At 67.6% G+C, this 14,186-nt stretch carries 17 protein-coding genes; 9 read left to right on the forward strand and 8 right to left on the reverse strand.

What is annotated here, in order from left to right:
• The first annotated feature begins 88 nt into the window (after positions 1 to 88).
• Genes ARC20_RS13400 through ARC20_RS13410 form a run of 3 tightly spaced genes read left to right on the forward strand, consistent with a single transcriptional unit; the run spans position 89 to position 1,624 of the window.
• A complete protein-coding gene (locus ARC20_RS13400; RefSeq protein WP_057647946.1) occupies positions 89 to 514 on the forward strand; it encodes a hypothetical protein in 426 nt (141 codons plus the stop codon).
• 57 nt (positions 515 to 571) lie between these two features.
• Positions 572 to 1,060: a hypothetical protein gene (locus ARC20_RS13405; protein ID WP_057647948.1), complete on the forward strand. Its 489-nt coding sequence runs from the start codon at positions 572 to 574 to the stop codon at positions 1,058 to 1,060.
• Between the two features lie 24 nt (positions 1,061 to 1,084).
• Complete coding sequence (locus tag ARC20_RS13410; RefSeq protein WP_057647950.1) at positions 1,085 to 1,624, forward strand: cold shock domain-containing protein; 540 nt, start codon at positions 1,085 to 1,087, stop codon at positions 1,622 to 1,624.
• Positions 1,625 to 1,647: 23 nt separating this feature from the next.
• Here the strand turns inward: ARC20_RS13410 and ARC20_RS13415 are convergent, their stop codons facing one another.
• A complete protein-coding gene (locus ARC20_RS13415) occupies positions 1,648 to 2,496 on the reverse strand; it encodes a LysR family transcriptional regulator (protein WP_057647952.1) in 849 nt (282 codons plus the stop codon).
• 104 nt (positions 2,497 to 2,600) lie between these two features.
• On the opposite strand from ARC20_RS13415, the gene ARC20_RS13420 reads away from it, so the two are divergent.
• Positions 2,601 to 3,095 (forward strand): lipocalin-like domain-containing protein, encoded by a 495-nt coding sequence (locus tag ARC20_RS13420; RefSeq protein WP_057647954.1) that lies wholly within the window; start codon positions 2,601 to 2,603, stop codon positions 3,093 to 3,095.
• 16 nt (positions 3,096 to 3,111) lie between these two features.
• On the opposite strand, the gene ARC20_RS13425 is transcribed toward ARC20_RS13420, so the two are convergent.
• Entirely contained in the window at positions 3,112 to 4,032 is a 921-nt protein-coding gene (locus tag ARC20_RS13425; RefSeq protein WP_237642591.1) for a LysR family transcriptional regulator, read from the reverse strand.
• A gap of 119 nt (positions 4,033 to 4,151) precedes the next feature.
• Between ARC20_RS13425 and ARC20_RS13430 the strand changes: the two genes are divergently transcribed.
• Entirely contained in the window at positions 4,152 to 4,901 is a 750-nt protein-coding gene (locus tag ARC20_RS13430) for an SDR family NAD(P)-dependent oxidoreductase (RefSeq protein ID WP_057647955.1), read from the forward strand.
• A gap of 83 nt (positions 4,902 to 4,984) precedes the next feature.
• Here the strand turns inward: ARC20_RS13430 and map are convergent, their stop codons facing one another.
• The 3 genes from map to ARC20_RS13445 are packed head-to-tail and all read right to left on the reverse strand — an operon-like array spanning position 4,985 to position 6,864.
• Positions 4,985 to 5,761, reverse strand: coding sequence for a type I methionyl aminopeptidase (map, locus tag ARC20_RS13435; protein WP_057647958.1), 777 nt, complete (start codon positions 5,759 to 5,761; stop codon positions 4,985 to 4,987).
• Positions 5,758 to 5,970, reverse strand: a complete 213-nt coding sequence (locus ARC20_RS13440; protein WP_057647960.1) for a ParD-like family protein — start codon at positions 5,968 to 5,970, stop codon at positions 5,758 to 5,760. The genes map and ARC20_RS13440 overlap by 4 nt, the downstream gene beginning before the upstream one ends.
• Before the next feature lie 60 nt (positions 5,971 to 6,030).
• The gene (locus ARC20_RS13445; RefSeq protein ID WP_057647977.1) at positions 6,031 to 6,864 is read right to left on the reverse strand and encodes an oxidoreductase; all 834 of its coding nucleotides are present in this window, start codon (positions 6,862 to 6,864) and stop codon (positions 6,031 to 6,033) included.
• Positions 6,865 to 6,954: 90 nt separating this feature from the next.
• Here ARC20_RS13445 and ARC20_RS13450 point away from each other — a divergent pair, with 90 nt between their 5' ends.
• Together ARC20_RS13450 and ARC20_RS13455 are read left to right on the forward strand one after the other, a co-directional pair.
• The gene (locus ARC20_RS13450) at positions 6,955 to 7,884 is read left to right on the forward strand and encodes an AraC family transcriptional regulator (RefSeq protein ID WP_237642592.1); all 930 of its coding nucleotides are present in this window, start codon (positions 6,955 to 6,957) and stop codon (positions 7,882 to 7,884) included.
• Positions 7,885 to 7,990: 106 nt separating this feature from the next.
• Complete coding sequence (locus tag ARC20_RS13455; protein WP_057647964.1) at positions 7,991 to 8,425, forward strand: hypothetical protein; 435 nt, start codon at positions 7,991 to 7,993, stop codon at positions 8,423 to 8,425.
• A 28-nt stretch (positions 8,426 to 8,453) separates the two neighbouring features.
• Here the strand turns inward: ARC20_RS13455 and ARC20_RS13460 are convergent, their stop codons facing one another.
• The 3 genes from ARC20_RS13460 to ARC20_RS13470 form a co-directional block, all read right to left on the reverse strand.
• Positions 8,454 to 9,470, reverse strand: a complete 1,017-nt coding sequence (locus ARC20_RS13460) for a zinc-dependent alcohol dehydrogenase family protein (protein WP_057647967.1) — start codon at positions 9,468 to 9,470, stop codon at positions 8,454 to 8,456.
• Positions 9,471 to 9,491: 21 nt separating this feature from the next.
• The gene (locus ARC20_RS13465) at positions 9,492 to 9,902 is read right to left on the reverse strand and encodes a (R)-mandelonitrile lyase (RefSeq protein WP_057647969.1); all 411 of its coding nucleotides are present in this window, start codon (positions 9,900 to 9,902) and stop codon (positions 9,492 to 9,494) included.
• A gap of 74 nt (positions 9,903 to 9,976) precedes the next feature.
• On the reverse strand, positions 9,977 to 10,957 hold the full coding sequence (locus ARC20_RS13470; RefSeq protein WP_057647971.1) for an aldo/keto reductase: 981 nt from the start codon (positions 10,955 to 10,957) through the stop codon (positions 9,977 to 9,979).
• A gap of 116 nt (positions 10,958 to 11,073) precedes the next feature.
• Between ARC20_RS13470 and ARC20_RS13475 the strand changes: the two genes are divergently transcribed.
• Positions 11,074 to 11,970 (forward strand): LysR family transcriptional regulator, encoded by an 897-nt coding sequence (locus tag ARC20_RS13475; protein WP_057647973.1) that lies wholly within the window; start codon positions 11,074 to 11,076, stop codon positions 11,968 to 11,970.
• 145 nt (positions 11,971 to 12,115) lie between these two features.
• A partial coding sequence (locus tag ARC20_RS13480) for a hypothetical protein (RefSeq protein WP_152983957.1) occupies positions 12,116 to 14,186 on the forward strand: 2,071 nt, incomplete at its 3' end.

Raw genomic sequence — 14,186 nt, forward strand, 5'->3', positions numbered from 1 at the left:
ATACTGGGGGGCAGTATATGGGTTGGGCGGGGAATGGCAAGCGGCTAAGCTCCGCCCACCCGGCAATAGCCTGCTTCCAAACAACCGCATGGACATCCTCCGCATCTACGCCGACTTCAACGGACTGGTGAATGGCGTCAGGAACACGCAGCGGACCGCTGTTGTCCTGGACACCTTCGGCTCGTTGCGCGACCTGTCCAATGCAGGCGTGGTGCTGGAGGAAGGATTGCCGCTCATCGCAGTCGATGCGTCCGACGACGAGGAAGACCTGGAGGGCCACGGGACGGCGCAATACGATCATCAGGCACGCTGGTGGGTGATCGAGTTCGATGCACAGGGCGTTCGGCGTGTCCCCGCTGCCCGTGTCCCGCCCGCCACCGCGTTCCTGTGCGTGCACTGCCGAAACCCGCTGTCCGAACAGGGCGCAGGGCGATTCCAAGCACTGCCCCCAAACTGCCCCGCCTGCGGCGCCGACCTGTTCTCTCCCTTGGCACCGCCAGCCACGGCTGGCTGAGCAGCCACATCCGCTGCCCCTGTTGCAGCCAATCGGGCGACAGATCATTCTCCGCGAATGAAGACACACGCATGGATGATGGGTGCATGGCTGGCGCTGGCCGCTATCCCCACGATGGCCGCGACGCCCCGATGTGACCTGCCCGAGGAACTCGGGATGCGCGAGATTGACGAGCTCCTGAGCCGGCGCGCCGTCGATCTCGTCAGGCGCGCAGCGGACCCGATGGATCGGCTGACCGGGCTGGTCGCGCCCTCTGCCCCCTTCGACCTCGGCGGCGGCGACGTCGGTCGCCCGCTCGGCAAGGGAACCCGCGGCGCACGCGAACTGGTGCGCCTGATGCATGCGGATTCTTACCGCTATCTCGGCTGGGGCTACATGAACACCCCCAGAGACGGCTGCGCCCGCTACGAGATCAACGTGGAGTTCACGGACAGCTCGACACAGACGCTGTCCCTCATGACCTTCCAATTCGAGGCCGGCGTGATCGTGGAAGCCAAGGGCTGGCAGCGCTCCTTCCAGAGCGGTCCGCTTCAGATCTCCCGATAACAGGCAAAGCCAACGGAGCCCGGAATGCGAACGCACGGCACACTGACAAAGTGGAACGACGAGCGCGGCTTCGGCTTCATCGCGCCAGCGAGCGGCGGCGAGGAAGTATTCGCGCATATCTCCGCTTTCCCCCGCGACGGCCAGCGCCCCCGGCTCAACGAGGTCGTGTCGTTCGATTTGGAGCAGGGGCCGAATGGCAAGCCAAGGGCGGCGCGCATCATGCGGCCGGGCCAGGCACGAACGCCTTCACGCAGGCCCAGGACCCAGCCTCGGCAACGACGCGGCGGTTTGCTTTCGACCGTGCTCCTCCCACTCGCAGCGATCGGCGGCATCGTTTACTACAACTACTTCCGCACTACCGAACCGGCCTACATGGACTCGGGCGAGACACCGGTCATTACCGACACGCTTGAAGAACCCTCCGACTTCCAGTGCGATGGCCGAACGATGTGCTCGCAGATGACCTCCTGTGCCGAGGCGACATACTTCATCCGCCATTGCCCCCACACGAAAATGGATGGCAACCACGATGGCGTCCCCTGCGAGCAGCAATGGTGCGGTTGAACGGTAGAGGCCAGCCCCCCGCGTCACCCCGCCTGCCCAAACACCAACCCCATCACCCGCAAGGCCTCGCGTGACCGCTTGTCGCTGAGGCTGCTGTAGAGCATCACGTCCTGCGGTGGAATCGAAGGCAGCGACAACAGCGCGCCGACATCCCGTGTACCGGAAGGCGCCGTACGCGTCGCCAGCACGGCGACCGCCAACCCCGCCGCTGCGGCTGCGCCGAGCATCGCGGCGCCCTTCCCCACGAACACCTCCTCCCACGCGATGCCCGCACCATCCAGTGCGCGCACCGCCGCGTTGCGCACGCGGCAGCCTTTCCCTTGCGTCGCCAGCGGAATCGGCGCGCGCAAAGCTGGCGCGGCCTGCGATGAGGCGAACCAGGAAAACGGCTCGACGTACGCACACTTTCCCTGCTTGCGCCGGTCGTCCGGCCGCAGCAGCCATGCCGCATCCAGCTCGCCCCTTTCGTACAGCGGCATGAGGTCGCGGCTGGAACCCACGCGCAACTCCAACCGCAGCGCCGGGTCGGCCGCATTGACCCGCTTCAGCAACCCGGGCATTTCACCGCCGATCAACTCATGGCTGACCCCGACCACCAGCCTGCGCACCTGCGTATCGAACGACGCCACCGCCCGCGCATGCGCGGACACCAGCTCGCGCGCCATCTCCAGGAAACCCGCGCCCTCTGCCGACAAACGCACGTGGCGCGGCGAGCGCTCCAGCAGCCGCCGGCCTAGCTGCCTCTCCAGCTTGCCGAGCTTGATGCTGACGTTGGACTGCGTGCTCCCCAGCACTTCCGCGGCACGCGTGAAGCTCTGCAGGTCCGCGACCAGCACGAAGGCGCGTACTGCGGCGATATCGAGTGACTGCATGCCAAAGATTCCGATATGGAATGACAGATATCCGTATCCATCTGTGTTCCGAATATACGCCGACGCGTAAGTTCGGGGCCACTACCACGCACGAGGGCTATCCCATGAAATCCTTGCTTGGCATGACGCTTGCCATCCTCGGCGGACTCGCCGCCCGCGACACCGCCGATACCGCCCAGGACTTCCCGCTGCGCGGCACCTGGACCCTCGTTGCGGCGGACAAGCGTCTGCCCAACGGCGAGCGGGTGCCGGACTATGGCGCGAGCCCGAAGGGACGCCTCGTCATCGACAACGCGGGCCGCTACGCCCTGCAGATCTTCAAGTCCGAGCGCGTGCGGTTCGCATCGTCGGACAAGGCAAACGGCACTGCCGACGAATATGCATCCGCGGTCATGGGTTCGAGCACGCACTACGGCGTGCTGGAAATGGATGCCCGGCAAGGCCTGCTTGTTTTCAGGATCGAAGGGGCCTCGTTCCCGAACTGGGAAGGCACCGTGCAGCAGCGCGCATACACGCTCGAAGGCGACATGCTCACGTACCAGGTGCCCGCCCGCCCCGACGGCAGCGTTCCGCTGTCCATCTGGCGGAAACTGGATTGATCGCGCGCCGGCGCTTTCAGCCCGGCCCCGCCAGCCGCGCCGGCAGCGCTTCCACCAGCCAGTCAATGAATACGCGCAGCCGATGCGTCACATGCCGGTTCTCCGGATAGACGACATGGAACGGATACGGCGTCGGCCGCCACTGCGCCAGCACTTCGACCAGCCCCTTGCTGCGTAGCGCGGACGCCGCGGCGTAGGTGAAGGTCTGGACCAGGCCCAGCCCCGCCACCGCCGCGGCGAGATGCGCGTTGCTCTCGTTGATGCCGACGCGATGCTCGGGTTTGATTTCCAGCAGGCCCGCGTCAGTACGAAAACGGAACGGCACCGCCCGGCCACTGGAAGACAGCACGTAGCTCACCAGCCGGTGGCCGTTGCGCAGCTCTTCCGGATAGGCCGGCACGCCGAACGCCTTGAGATACGCCGGGCTGGCACAGGTGATCAACCGGGCATCGCCCAGGTGGCGCGCGACAAGCGAGGAATCATCCAGCGGCCCGCCCCGGATCACGCAGTCGACGTTTTCACTGATCAGGTTGACCGAACGATCCGACACGCCGAGCTCGATGCGGATGTCCGGATGGCGCGCCAGGAATTCCGGCAAGGCAGGCACGAGCACGTCACGCGCGGTCGACCCGCCGACATCGACGCGCAGCAGTCCGCGCGCCGCGCCGCGGGCCGCGCTGAAGGAAGCGTCGACATCCTCCAGGTCGCGCATCAGGCGCCCGGCCTTCTCGTAGTACAGGCGTCCTTCGGCGGTGACCGAGACCCGGCGCGTCGTTCGCTGCAGCAGGCGCACGCCCAGGTGCGATTCCAGCTCGCGCACCAGCTTGCTCAGCGTGGCGTTCGGCATATCCAGCGAGTCCGCGGCACGGGTGAAGCTGCCGCTCTCCACGACGCGGACGAACGCGCGGATGGCTGACAGCTGGTTGATCACCGCCATGATTATTCCCCCTCGTGCATGGTCTTTGTCATTTTGCGCCATTTATCGCCCAATGCGGGCGCCCTATCGTTTCTCCACCCGCTGCGAAAAGCCCGCAGCATCCCCACAAGGAGAACGTCATGAGCACTCGATTCAACGGCAAGATCGCCCTGGTCACCGGCGGCACCACCGGCATCGGCCTGGCTGCGGCCAGCCATCTGGCCAGCCTGGGCGCCCAGGTCTTCATCACCGGCCGTCGCCAGGCCGAGCTGGACGCGGCCGTCGCGACGATCGGCCCGCAGGCTACAGGCATCCGCGCCGATGCCTCGGTGGCAGCGGACCTGGATGCCGTCTATGCGCGGATTGCCCAGCAGGCCGGCAAGCTGGACATCCTGTTCGCCAACGCCGGCGGCGGCGACATGCTGCCGCTCGGCGCCATCACCGAAGAACACTTCGACCGCATCTTCGGCACCAACGTGCGCGGCGTGCTGTTTACCGTGCAGAAGGCGCTGCCGCTGCTGGTTGATGGCGCCGCGATCATCCTCACCGGCTCCACCGTCTCCATCCAGGGCACGGCGAACTTCAGCGTCTACAGCGCGAGCAAGGCGGCGGTGCGCAACTTCGCCCGCTCCTGGGCCCTGGACCTGAAGGACCGCCGGATCCGCGTGAACGTGGTGAGCCCGGGCCCGATCCGCACCCCGGGCCTGGGCGGCCTGGTGCCGGACGACGCGCGGCAGGGGCTCTACGACCACCTGGCCGCGCAGGTGCCGCTGGCCCGCCTCGGCGAGCCGGAGGAAGTGGCCCAGGCCGTGGCCTTCCTGGCCTCGGATGACGCCAGCTTCATCAATGGCATCGAACTGTTCGTGGACGGCGGCATGGCGCAGGTTTGAGCCGGATTTCCGGCCCTGCCCGGCAATGACTCTTGTGGCGTCGCGTACAGCGGCGCCACAAGGTCAAGCGAAAGTGACGCTTCCTACCCCAGCCTGCAGAGCGGCTTTTCTCCGGGCCGCAGCGTCAGCACCTGCACCCCCGTGCGCGTCACCGCCACCGTGTGTTCGAACTGCGCCGAGAGCTTGCCGTCGCGCGTGTACACCGGCCACTCGTCCGGGTGCGAGCGGATCGCCGCGCGCCCCTGGTTGATCATCGGCTCGATGGTGAAGGTCATGCCTTCCTGCAGCACCTGCCCGGTGCCCGGCCGGCCGTAGTGCAGGACTTGCGGGTCCTCGTGCATCTCGCGGCCGATGCCGTGGCCGCAGTATTCCTTGACCACGCTGTAGCCCTGCGCTTGCGCGTAGTGCGCGATGGCATGGCCGATATCGCCCAGCCGCGCGCCCGGGCGTACCGCGGCGATGCCCTTCCACATGGCCTGGTAGGTGGCCAACACCAGCCGGCGCGCGGGGTAAGCCACCTCGCCTACCAGGTAGGTCGTGCTGGAGTCGGCGATGTAGCCGTCCTTCTCCAGCGTGATGTCGAGATTGACGATCTGCCCGTTGCGCAGCACGTCGTCCTTCGACGGCACGCCATGACACACGACATCATCGATGGAGCTGTTGAGTACGTACGCGAAACCGTATTGACCCTTGCTGGCCGGGCGCGCGTGCAGTTCGTCGACGATCATCCGCTCGACGAAGTCGTTGAGCTCCAGCGTGCTGCGCCCTTCCCGCACCTGTTCGTCCAGCGCATGGAACACCTGCGCCAGCAGTTCGCCGGCGCGCGCCATCCGCGCCAGTGCGGCGGCGTCCTTGATCACGCCCGCCCCGACCGCAAGGCCTGTGGCTGCACTCCCGCGGCCCGAAGCTCCTGCGCGACGATCTCCTGGAAGCTCAGTTCCGGGTGCATCTCGCACAGCATGCCGACCTTGATCCAGTAATTGGCCTGGGCGTTGATCGAGCGATGGGTGACGGCGCAGGCACGCCGCAGCTGGTCGTGCAGTTCGTCGTCGATGTTGACGATGCCCATGGGCGCTCCTGATCCGGGTATATATGGATGATATACACATCATATATTCCCACTCAACCCTCAACCGTCTGTAGAACGGGTCAGGGCTTCCCATGCGTCGATGTCCCGCGTCATCTGCGCGAGCTTCTCGCGCACCAGCGAGAGCGCGTCGCTGCCGAGCAGCAGGTGGGTCGGCGGGTCATCGGCCTCGACGAGTTCCAGCATCGCGCGGGCGGCTTTCGCCGGGTCGCCCAGCTGATGCCCGCTTACCGCCTGGCGGCGCTCGCGGATGGGGTCGAAGAGGCTGTCGTAATCCGCGATGGCACGCGGCGCGCGCACCATCGAGCGGCCCGCCCAGTCGGTGCGGAACGAGCCCGGCGCCACCGCGGTGACGTGGATGCCCAGCGCGCGCACCTCCTTGCCGAGTGTCTCGCTGATGCCTTCCAGCGCGAACTTGCTGCCGCAGTAGTACGCGATGCCGGGCATCGTGATGAAGCCGCCCATCGAGGTGATGTTGAGGATGCGGCCACTGCGCCGTGCACGCATGTGCGGCAATACCGCACGCATCATCGCCACCGCGCCAAAGACGTTGGTGTCGAACTGGCGCCGCATGTCATCCAGCGGCGATTCCTCCATCACGCCTTCGTGGCCGTAGCCGGCGTTGTTCACCAGCACGTCGATGGGGCCGAGCGTGGCTTCCACCTCGTTCACCTGGGGCACGATCGCCTCGAAGTCGGTGACGTCGAGCAGGCGCGCGAATGCGCGGCCCGGGGCCAGGTTTTCGAAGGCCCCAGCCGCCTCGGCGTGCCGCACCGTGCCCACTACCCGGTGCCCGTCCGCCAAGGCGGCCTGCGCCAGCGCGCGGCCGAAGCCGCTGCTGACACCGGTGATGAGGAACAACCTGGAGATCGTCATGGCGTACACCTGTGCTTTCGAGAAGGTGCACAATAAGAAAGCCTTGTGCGCACCAATAGGCGAATACGCCTCCCATCCATGCCTATTCCTATGACCCCCTCACCCTCGCTGGCCGCCTTGGTACAGGCCTTGGCCCCTGGGGAGGGCTACACGCTCACGGCTTTGCCGGGCGTGCGGCTGCTGCGCTCGGACCGCCCGCTGGCGCAAACACCGGTGCTCTACGACCCGGGCATCGTGATCGTGGTCCAAGGCACCAAGCGCGGTTATTTCGGCGAGCAGACCTATGTGTACGACGCCGACCAGTACCTCGCGGTGTCGGTACCGGTGCCTTTCACGATGGAGACCGATGCCTCGCCCGAGTACCCGCTGCTCGCGCTTTACCTGCATCTGGATTTCCCGCTGGCGGCGGAACTGATGCTGGAGATCGACCGCGCGCAAAGCGCGCCTTCGGCCACCGCGCCGCGCAGCATGGTGTCCAGTCCGATGGATGCGGACATGCGATTGTCGGTGCAGCGGTTGCTGCAGGCACTTGCGCACCAGGTGGAGGCCGCCGTGCTCGGGCCGCAACTTTTGCGGGAGGTCTACTTCCGGGTGCTGACCGGGCCGCAAGGCCACACCCTGCGTGCGGCGCTGTCGATGCAGGGCCACTTCGGCCGCATCGGCCGCGCCCTGCAGCGTATCCACGCTACCTATGCGCAGCCACTGGACGTGGCCGAACTTGCGCGGGAGGCCGGGATGAGCGCGCCTTCGTTCCATGTCCACTTCAAGGCCGTGACCTGCACCTCGCCCATCCAGTACCTCAAATCCATCCGCCTGCACCAGGCACGGCTGCTGATGGTGCGCGAGGGCATGACCGCGACCGCCGCTGCCCACGCGGTGGGCTACGAGAGCAGTTCGCAGTTCAGCCGCGAATTCAAGCGGCTTTTCGGGCGGGCGCCGCTGCACGAGATGCGGCGCATGCGCGGCGCCTTCGCGCTGCCGCCCGCGCAGGCCAATGCGGATTACGTGTCCTCGCATTGAAGCCGACCGGCACGCGGCCCGCGCACGCCCTCGGCACCATGCAATACTCGGCCGCGCTGCCGGCCACGGCCTGCGGCCCACATCGCACCACTGGAAATTGCACATCATGCGCAATCTGTTGAGCATCGCATTCGGTGTTTCGATATGGGCCCTGCTCCAGTGGGGTCGGCATGACCCCGGGATCGTCGTATCCGTCAGCAATCTAGAGCTGTACGTCGAACGGATCACTACCATCTATGCACGCGAGGTATTGGAACTCATCGTGCCCTGGCTGCTGGTGGGCATTACCGCACGCAGTCGCCCCATTCTGTGCGGGGCCGTGGCAGCGGCGGTAGCGGCCCTGATCTTCTCGTGGAGCCGCTACCACTGGAGTGACGGCCACCTTGCCGAACAGGTCATGACCTCGCTCTGCATGGCCGTGCTTCGATCGTTCTTTGGCATGGCCGGTGCGGCGTTGGGCGTCGCACTGGTGTCATACAGTTGCGGCGCAAGGGGACGCGCAGATCTACCCTCCGGTACCCAGGAGAGGCGAGGCCAATGACTGGCACACGCCTCCCGCGCTGCTCACCTCACGGCCGCAACAACACCTTGATCGCCCGCCGCTCATCCATCGCGCGATAGCCCTCGGCGACATCCTCCAGCGGCAGCGCCAGGTCGAACACCTTCCCCGGGTTGATCTGCCGCGTCAGGATCAGGTCCATCAGGTGCGGCAGGAAGCGCCGCACCGGCGCCGGGCCGCCGAGCATGCCGGTCTGCGAGAAGAACAGCGACTGCCCGTCCAGCTCCACGCCATGCGGCACGCCGACATAGCCGATCATCCCGCCCGGACGCGTGGCATGGATCGCCTGCTGCATCGATTCGCGCGTGCCCACGCATTCGAGCACCGAATCGGCGCCCACGCCCTTGGTCAGCGCCTTGATCTGGGCCACGCCCGCGTCGCCGCGTTCCACCACGATGTCGGTGGCGCCGTATTCGAGCGCCAGCGCCTGCCGCGTCTTGTGCCGGCTCATGGCGATGATGCGCTCGGCGCCCATCTGCTTGGCCGCCAGCACGCCCATCAGGCCGACCGCACCGTCGCCCACCACCGCCACGGTCGAGCCGGGCTTCACCCGCGCCGCATCGGCGGCGTACCAGCCGGTGCCGAGCACGTCGGAGGCGGCGAGCAGGCTGGGAATGAGGTCATCGTCCGGCATCGCCGCGGTGGCGACGAGCGTGCCATCGGCCAGCGGCACGCGCGCATACGGCGCCTGCGCGCCGCTCATGAACTCGCGCTGCTCGCACGAGGACTGGAAGCCGAAGCGGCAATGCGGGCACGTGTTGTCGGAGATGCAGAACGAGCCGACCACGAACTGCCCGGGCCGGATCGTCTTCACCGCACTGCCCACCTCCATCACCACGCCGCAATATTCGTGGCCCATCGCCAGCGGTTCGGCGATCGCGTTATGGCCGCGGTAGGGCCACAAATCCGAGCCGCAGATGCAGGTGGCCGTGAGGCGGATGATGGCGTCGGTCGGCGCGAGGATCTTCGGTTCGGGGCGCTCCTCGTAGCGGACATCGCCCGGGGCGTGCATGACAGTGGCGAGCATGGGGTTCTCCTTGAAAGGGGTTCAATCGGCGCGCGGGCCGGCGAGGTACTGGGCGTCGCTGACATGCTCCTGCCAGTCGACCACCTTGCCGTCCAGCGCCTCGGCAATGGCGATGTGCGTCATCGCGGTCTCCGACGTGGCGCCATGCCAATGGCGATGGCCCGGCGGGCACCACACGATGTCTCCGGGACGCAGCTCGACGACCTCTTCGCCTTCGCACTGCGTCCAGCCCTTGCCGGCGGTGACGATCAGCGTCTGGCCCAGCGGATGCGTGTGCCACGCGGTGCGCGCGCCCGGCTCGAAGGTGACGATGGCGCCACTCACGCGCGCATCGCCGCTGCCACTGAAGGGCATGTCGATGCGGACCTTGCCGGTGAAGTAATCGGGCGAGCCCTGCACGGAAGGCTGGCTGCCGTTACGGACGAGTTTCATGGAACCTCCATCGGAAGCGGAAGAGACGGCGCCGAACGCCAGCAGGCACGGCGCCAACAGGAGCGCGCGAAGGCTCAACGGCCCGAACGCGCGGCGAGGTGGGCCGGGTAGCGCTCGCCCTGCACTTCGATCTGCGCAAGCGCGCGGCCGATCTCGTCGCGTTCGTCGGTGCCCAGTTCGAGGTCGGCGGATGCGAGGTTCTCTTCCAGCCGGTGCAGCTTGGTGGTGCCGGGAATCGGCACGATCCACGGCTGCTGCGCGAGAAGCCAGGCCAGCGCGATCTGCGCCGGCGTGGCGCCGCGCGCGGCGGCGATGCGGCCGAGCGCATCGACCAGCGCCTGGTTGGCGCGGCGCGCCTCGGGCGAGAAGCGCGGCACCACGTTGCGGAAATCATTGGCGTCGAACGTGGTATCCGCGTCGATCTTGCCGGTGAGGAAGCCCTTGCCGAGCGGGCTGAACGGCACGAAGCCGATGCCCAGTTCGGCGCACAGCGGCAGGATCTCGCGCTCCGGCTCGCGCCACCACAGCGAGTACTCGCTCTGCAGCGCGGCCACCGGCAGCACCGCATGCGCGCGGCGGATCGAACCGGCGCCCGCCTCGGACAGGCCGAAGTGCGCCACCTTGCCCTCGGCCACCAGGTCGCGCACGGTGCCGGCCACGTCTTCCATCGGCACGTCCGGGTCCACGCGGTGCTGGTAGAACAGGTCGATGCGATCGGTGCGCAGGTTGCGCAGCGAGGCCTCGGCCACGGCGCGGATGCGCTCGGGCCGGCTGTCCACGCCGGCCTGCGCGTTGCCGTCCTTGAAGCCGAACTTGGTGGCGATCACCACCCGGTCGCGGAACGGCGCCACCGCCTCGCCGAGCATCTGCTCGTTGAGCGCGCCGTAGGCCTCGGCGGTGTCGAAGAAGGTCACGCCGCGTTCGAACGCGGCGCGGATGAGGTCGATGCCGGCGGCGCGGTCCACGCCCGGGCCATAGCCGAAGCTCAGGCCCATGCAGCCAAAGCCCAGTGCGGACACCTGCGGTCCGTGGGCGCCCAAGGTACGCATCTTCATGGGGGAAAGTCCTGGGGGAAGGGGCGGCCAGTCTCGCGCCACGCCCGGCCGGCGATAAGCCCGCAGAATGCGAATGGACTTATGATCAGACCTCACCAATCGCGAGGCAGGCCGGCGTGAACCGCGAGAACTACAACGACCTGCAGGCCTTCCTGCTCGTTGCGCAGGAACGCAGCTTCACCCGCGCGGCGGCGCGGCTGGGGGTGTCGCAATCCGCGCTCAGCCACACTATGCGCCAGCTCGAATCACGGCTGGGCGTGCGCCTGCTCACCCGCACCACGCGCAGCGTCTCGCCCACCGAGGCGGGCGAGCGGCTGCTGCAGGCGTTGGCGCCGAATTTCGAGAACATCCACGCCGCGCTGCTGGGCCTGGGCGAATTCCGCGATACGCCCAGCGGCACCATCCGCATCACCACCAGCGAGCACGCCGCGCGCCGGGTGCTGTGGCCGGTGCTGCGCACCTTCCTGGCCAAATACCCGGAAGTACGCGTGGAGGTCATCAGCGATTCGACCCTCACCGACATCGTGGCCGAGCGCTTCGACGCCGGCATCCGCCTGGGTGAACAGGTCGCCCAGGACATGATCGCCACGCCGATCGGCCCGCCCACGCGGCTGGTGGTCGTGGGCACGCCCGATTACCTGCGCGCGCGGCCGGCCATCGCCACGCCGCGCGATCTCGTGGCGCACGACTGCATCAACCTGCGCTTCCTCACCCATGGCGGGCTGTACGCATGGGAGTTCGAGAAGGACGGCCACGCGCTCAACGTGCGGGTGGAAGGCCGGCTGGTGTTCAACAGCATCGACCGCATCCTCGACGCCGCGTTGGCGGGCTTCGGCCTGGGCTACCTGCCCGAAGACATGGTGGCGCCGCATATCGCGCGCGGCGCGCTGCGCCAGGTGCTCGATGACTGGTGCCCGCTGTTCCCCGGCTACCACCTCTATTACCCCAGTCGCAGGCAACCGTCGCAGGCCTTCGCGTTGCTGGTGGAGGCGCTGCGCTGGCGCGGACCATGAATTGACACGCCTGTTTGAGCCGCTATTTGGCGCGTTTTTCGCGTGCTTGAGTAATTTTACTTAGCGAAGTCCGGTACATGCTCGGTTGTGGTTTCGCTGCACCGCGCCCAACGTCACACGCTCCGAAACGCGATGGAGCGCCGCGATGAAACCCCCGCATACCGCCCTCTCGGCAGGCATCGCGCTCGCGCTGGCGCAAGCCGCCGCGCTGCCATTTTCCGTGCTGCAGGCGCAGACCCAGGTGGGGCCCGGCAGCGTCACCACCACCGTGACCGCCACCAGCGGCGACACCGTCGTGGTGGGCAACACCAACATCAGCACCACCGGCACCACCGACGGCGTGCGCGCCAACGGCGGCAACGTGACGCTGGACATGCAGGCCGGTCCCTCACCGGGCGCGATCATCGACCAGACCACCAACGGCGCCGCGCTGCACGCCACGCTCGGCGGCATCAGCGTGCCCAATGGCATCAACCTGCGCACCACCGGCGGGCGCGCCTTGTGGGCCGATGGCGGCACGATCTCGTTGGTGGCCGGCAATGTCGCCATCACCGGCGTGGGGCTGCTCGCCGGCGCGTCGTCCGGCAGCATCGACATCAGCAACACGAGCTACAACGATCCCGTGCTGACCAGCGGCACCCAGGGCAGCGGCATCGGCGTGGACGGCACCGGCCTGGTCACGCTGGGCGGCGGCAACCGCCTTTACATCGGCCGCGCCGGGGCGGCCGCCAACCCCGTCGGCCTTGGCGTGCAGGGCACGGGCGCGCGCATCGTCGTCAACAACGCCCTGCCGATCACCTTCCAGGGCAACGGCGCGCTCGGCATGTATCTCTACGGCGGCGGCCACATCGATACCAACGCGGCTATCTCGCTGGTCTTCACCGGCACCAGCTCCGTGGGCATCACCGTCGACGGCGCGCCCACCGATTCGGTGCTGCGCAACGTCACCGCCACGTTCAACAACACCTCGACCAGCACCTCGTCCGGCACCGGGCTGGTGGCGCAGAACGGCGGGCAGGTCACCGTGCAGGACTTCGTCGTGCAGGGCGCGGGGGTCGGCCTGGGTATCTGGGTACAGCCGAATTCGACGGTCAACGTCACCGGCGCCAGCCGCATCGGCGTCACCTCCACGCGCAACGGCCAGCGCTACGGGTTCTCGCCCGGCAGTTCGTCGATGTCCTCCGGCCCGATCTTCAGCACTGCCGGCGCACCGAGCTGGCGCGCGGCGGGGTTGGTGCTCGGCGGCACGCTCAACAGCCAGGGCACCACGTGGACCAACACCACCGCCGGCGGCTACGGGCTGTTCGTGGGACAGAACGGCACCACCAGCGTCGCCAACCTCAACGGCGACAACGTGAGCACCACCGGCGCGCAGTCCGACACCGTCGCCACCTATGCCCGTGCCATCGTCAACGCCACGGGCAGCACCTTCCGCAACGAAGGCGGCTACGACGCCTTCTACATGTGGAACTACGGAAGCCCCACCCAGGCCACCGGCGACAACGAGGTGCACCTGGTCGACAGCACCGTCACCACGACCGGCAGCGCCGACGGCGTCTATGCGGTGAACCAGGCGCCCGGCTACCAGAACATCTTCACGATGCAGGGCGGCTCGATGCAGGCCGGCGGCGCGGCCTTCTATGTGTATGGCCCGTTGAGCGCCACGCTCACCGACACCACCGTCGGCGGCACGCAGGCGTTGCTGTTCGGCGGCGCGATGGACAGTACCGGCGACCCGACGCTCGCCGAGCTGGTGGCCACGCGGAGCACCCTCACCGGCATGGCCGGCGGCGCGACCAGCGCCACCACCGACATCACCCTGCTGGACCACTCGCACTGGACCGGCCAGGCCTGGAACCTGAGCAACGCGACCATCGATGCCACCAGCGTGTGGACGATTCCGGAAATCTCCAACGTCTCCGGCCTGGTGAGCAACCAGGGGCGCATCGAATTCACCGAGCCGGTGAATGACGTCTACAAGCACCTCTACACGCAGTCCTACGTCGGCACCGCGGGCAGCGTGATCGCAATGAACACCTGGCTGGCCGAGGACGACTCTCCCACCGACCAGCTCATCCTCGACGGCGGCACCGCCACCGGGCAAAGCGCCCTGGAGATCCACAACAGTGGCGGCGGCGGCGCGCTGACACTGGGCGATGGCATCCGCGTGGTCGCCACGCTCAACGGCGCCACCACCGCGCCCGGCGCGTTCACCA

Origin of the sequence: Stenotrophomonas panacihumi (assembly GCF_001431645.1) — a bacterium.
GTDB lineage: Bacteria > Pseudomonadota > Gammaproteobacteria > Xanthomonadales > Xanthomonadaceae > Stenotrophomonas_A > Stenotrophomonas_A panacihumi.